The 3,609-nt window shown below is 64.0% G+C and carries 4 protein-coding genes and 1 pseudogene; all 5 read left to right on the top strand.

Annotated features, from left to right (window positions below; translation table 11 throughout):
- A partial coding sequence (locus tag ALA01S_RS30370) for a DctP family TRAP transporter solute-binding subunit (RefSeq protein WP_157119414.1) occupies positions 1–662 on the top strand: 662 nt, incomplete at its 5' end.
- A 100-nt stretch (positions 663–762) separates the two neighbouring features.
- Positions 763–1,353, top strand: a complete 591-nt coding sequence (locus ALA01S_RS30365; RefSeq protein ID WP_066343418.1) for a TRAP transporter small permease — start codon at positions 763–765, stop codon at positions 1,351–1,353.
- Positions 1,350–2,630 (top strand): TRAP transporter large permease subunit, encoded by a 1,281-nt coding sequence (locus ALA01S_RS30360; RefSeq protein WP_066343416.1) that lies wholly within the window; start codon positions 1,350–1,352, stop codon positions 2,628–2,630. The genes ALA01S_RS30365 and ALA01S_RS30360 overlap by 4 nt, the downstream gene beginning before the upstream one ends.
- 10 nt (positions 2,631–2,640) lie before the next feature.
- A complete protein-coding gene (locus ALA01S_RS30355) occupies positions 2,641–2,934 on the top strand; it encodes a hypothetical protein (RefSeq protein ID WP_066343414.1) in 294 nt (97 codons plus the stop codon).
- Between the two features lie 450 nt (positions 2,935–3,384).
- Positions 3,385–3,609 (top strand): annotated as a pseudogene (locus tag ALA01S_RS30350) (ISL3 family transposase); the annotation flags it as partial.

Raw genomic sequence — 3,609 nt, 5'->3', positions numbered from 1 at the left:
CCGACGCCGTGGCCGACGGCCCGGTGGGCCGCAAGCTGCTGGACAAGCTGCAGGAGCGCGGCCTGGTGGGCTTGGCCTACTGGGACCTGGGCTTTCGCCAGATGCACACGGTGAAGAAGCCGATCCAGAAGGCCGACGACCTCAAGGGCATGAAGATGCGCGTGATCCCCACGTCGCAGTACGTGGACTTCATGAACGCCACCGGCGCCGTCGCCACGCCCATGCCTTACACCGAGACCTACACCGCGCTGGAGCAGGGGGCCATCGACGGCATGACCAACCCGCTGCTCAACGTCGTCAACGAGAAGTTCTACGAGGTCACCAAGCACCTCACGCTGACCAACCACATGTACACGCCGCAGGCGGTCATCGTGAGCAAGAAGTTCTGGGACAAGCTCTCCGCCGACGAGAAGAAGATCCTGCAGGACGCCGCCACCGAGACCGCGCTCTACCAGCGCAAGGTCGCGCGCGACGAGGCCACCAAGGCACTGGACGATCTGAAGAAGCGCGGCATGCAGGTGCACGAGCTGCCGCCGGCGGAAGTGGCCAAGCTGCGCGAGCGCGCCAAGCCGGCGATGGACAAGCTCACGGCCCAGGTGGGCGAGCCGCTGGTAAAGGAAGTGATGGCGGAAGTGGCGAAGGTACGCGCAACCAGCAAGTGACGAAGCCCAGCTGCATCACAGCTGACTGTGCCGCAGCATGAGTAAAGAGGCCGGATGGTGCTGCGGCGCAGCAACCGGCCTTTTTTATGCGGAGGACTCGATGAAACGAATGATAGATGGCTACTGCCGGCTGCTGGAGTGGCTCATTGCCCTGGCGCTGGCGGTGATGGTGGTGCTGGTGTTCGGCAACGTGGTGCTGCGCTACGCCTTCAACTCCGGCATCACGGTGTCCGAAGAGGTGTCGCGCTGGCTGTTCGTGTGGCTGACCTTCATGGGCGCGGTGGTGGCGCTGCGTGACCGCGGCCACCTGGGCTCGGACATGCTGGTGTCGCGGCTGTCGCCCATGGGCAAGAAGGTTTGCCTGATCGTGGGGCAGGTGCTCATGCTCTACATCTGCTGGCTGCTGCTCCAGGGCAGCCTGCAGCAGGCCCAGATCAACGCCGACGTGCAGGCGCCGGTGACGGGTGCCTCGGTAGCCATCTTCTACGCCGCAGGCGTGCTGTTCGCAGTGTCGGCGGGCGTGATCCTGCTGGACGACCTCTGGCGCGTGCTCAACGGGCAGATGACCGACGAGGAGCTGGTCATGGTCAAGGAGTCCGAGGAGCAGGCCGAGCTCGAAGCGCTGCAGGCCGAGCTCAAGCGTGAGGAGGCTGCCTTCGGTGGCCATGCCGTCCAGGGAGGCAAGCAATGACCGTCGCCATCTTCCTCGGCGCCCTGCTGGGCACCATGGCGCTGGGCATCCCCATCGCCTTCGCGCTGCTGGCCTGCGGGCTGGCGCTGATGGTGCACCTGGATATGTTCGACGCCCAGATCCTGGCGCAAAACGTGATCAATGGCGCCGACAGCTTCCCGCTGCTCGCAGTTCCGTTCTTCATGCTCGCCGGCGAGATCATGAACGTCGGCGGCCTGTCCAAGCGCATCGTGGACCTGGCGCTGGCGTGCGTGGGCCACATCAAGGGCGGTCTGGGCTACGTCACCATCATGGCCGCGGTGCTGCTCTCAGCCCTGTCGGGCTCGGCGGTAGCCGATGCCGCGGCGCTCACCGCGCTGCTGCTGCCCATGATGGTCAAGGCCGGACACGACAAGGCACGCTCGGGCGGCCTGATCGCGGCCTCCGGGATCATCGGCCCGATCATCCCTCCGTCCATCGGCTTCGTCATCTTCGGCGTGGCGGCCAACGTGTCGATCTCCAAGCTGTTCATGGCGGGCATCTTCCCGGGCCTGATGATCGGCGCGGCGCTGTGGTTCACTTGGTGGCTGGTGGGCCGGCGCGAGAACATCACGCCCCCGCCGCGCAAGAGCCGCGCGGAGATACTCAAGGCGCTGCGCGACTCGACCTGGGCGCTGATGCTGCCCATCATCATCCTGGTGGGCCTGCGCATGGGCGTGTTCACGCCGACCGAAGCTGCGGTGGTGGCTGCGGTGTACGCGCTCTTCGTGGCCACGGTCGTGTACCGCGAGCTTAGGTTCTCGCAGCTGGCGGCCATCTTCGTGACGGCGGCCAAGACCACCGCGGTGGTGATGTTCCTGGTAGCAGCGGCCATGGTCAGCGCCTGGCTCATCACGGTGGCGGACCTGCCCAGCAAGGTCATCGGCATGCTGGAGCCGTTCATGGACAACCCCACGCTGCTGCTGATTGCCATCATGCTGCTGTGCATGGCGGTGGGCACGGCCATGGACATGACGCCCACCATCCTGATCCTCACGCCGGTGCTCATGCCTGTGATCAAGGCTGCAGGGATCGATCCAATTTACTTCGGCGTCCTCTTCATTATCAACAACTCCATCGGGTTGATCACGCCGCCCGTGGGCACGGTGCTCAACGTGGTGGCCGGGGTGGGGCGGATGAAGATGGACGAGGTCACCCGCGGCGTGCTGCCCTTCATGCTCGCGGAGTTCATCGTCATGTTCCTGATGGTGCTGTTCCCGTCGCTGGTCATCGTGCCGGCCAGGTGGCTTGCGGGCTGACAACACACCCTTGAAGGCATTCACCAAGCGCCGCTCCATTGCCACCGTCTCCCTGTCGGGCACGCTGCCCGAAAATCCGCAGGCCATTGCTGCCGCGCGCTTTGACGGCATTGAACTTGTCGAGCCGGACTTCTCCAATGTGCACATGTCGGCTACGGAGTTGCGCTCGCGGCGTGAGAACCCGGGCCTCAGAGTCGAACTGTTCCAGCCCTTGCGCGATCCGGTGGCAGCTTCGTCTTCGAACTGGTGCGGCGGTTTGGCAACGACGGCGGTTATGGAGCACTCAATGCACCGGCTAGCCTGAATGGCACTTACTTAACGCCATCCGAAGGTCGGACACCGACCCGATCGCATCGAGCCTCGGCAGCGAAAGCGAAGACCGAAACCCTATCCGTGGCTGAAGAAAGAACGCCTGCTTGCTCGCATCGACATCCTTCGTCAAGGTCGTCCGATGCGTCCAAAGTAAGTGCCATTCCGGCTAGCCTGGCCTCGCTGGTGCAGGCACAGATGGACCAGCGACAGCCAGATCGCTCTGCAGCAGGGAGGCGCAGTGTTCGGGCTGTTGCTTCGAGGTAATCAGTCACCACGCGGTGTCCATCTCCGCGGCATTGCCTTCCGAATGTCATGCGCACAGCCGTGAAGTAATCATGGCCTCTCTTGAATTCCGAGTGGGTTGACTTGCCGGCTTTGAGGCTGGCGGCCATGGCCGATGCGGCATGCTGACGCCTTCGCCATAACGATCAGAACGTTTGAGATGCACGACCGGTTGTTTGAAGCTGCTCTGGGAATCACTGCACCGTGGTCTGTCACGGGCGTGCAGTTCGATGAGGCAGCCAAGGTGCTGACGGTGGCCATTGACTTCGCCGTGGGGTCTCGCTTCGCCGTCGAGGGAGTGCCTGGCGAGCACCCGGTCCATGACACCGTCACCAAGACGTACCGGCACCTCAACTTCTTCCAGCACGAATGCCTGCTGCAGGTG

Source organism: Azohydromonas lata NBRC 102462 (assembly GCF_001571085.1).
Lineage (GTDB): Bacteria > Pseudomonadota > Gammaproteobacteria > Burkholderiales > Burkholderiaceae_C > Azohydromonas > Azohydromonas lata.
The sequence above is the reverse complement of the archived record's forward strand: the minus strand, read 5'-3'. Positions and strand labels throughout refer to the sequence as shown.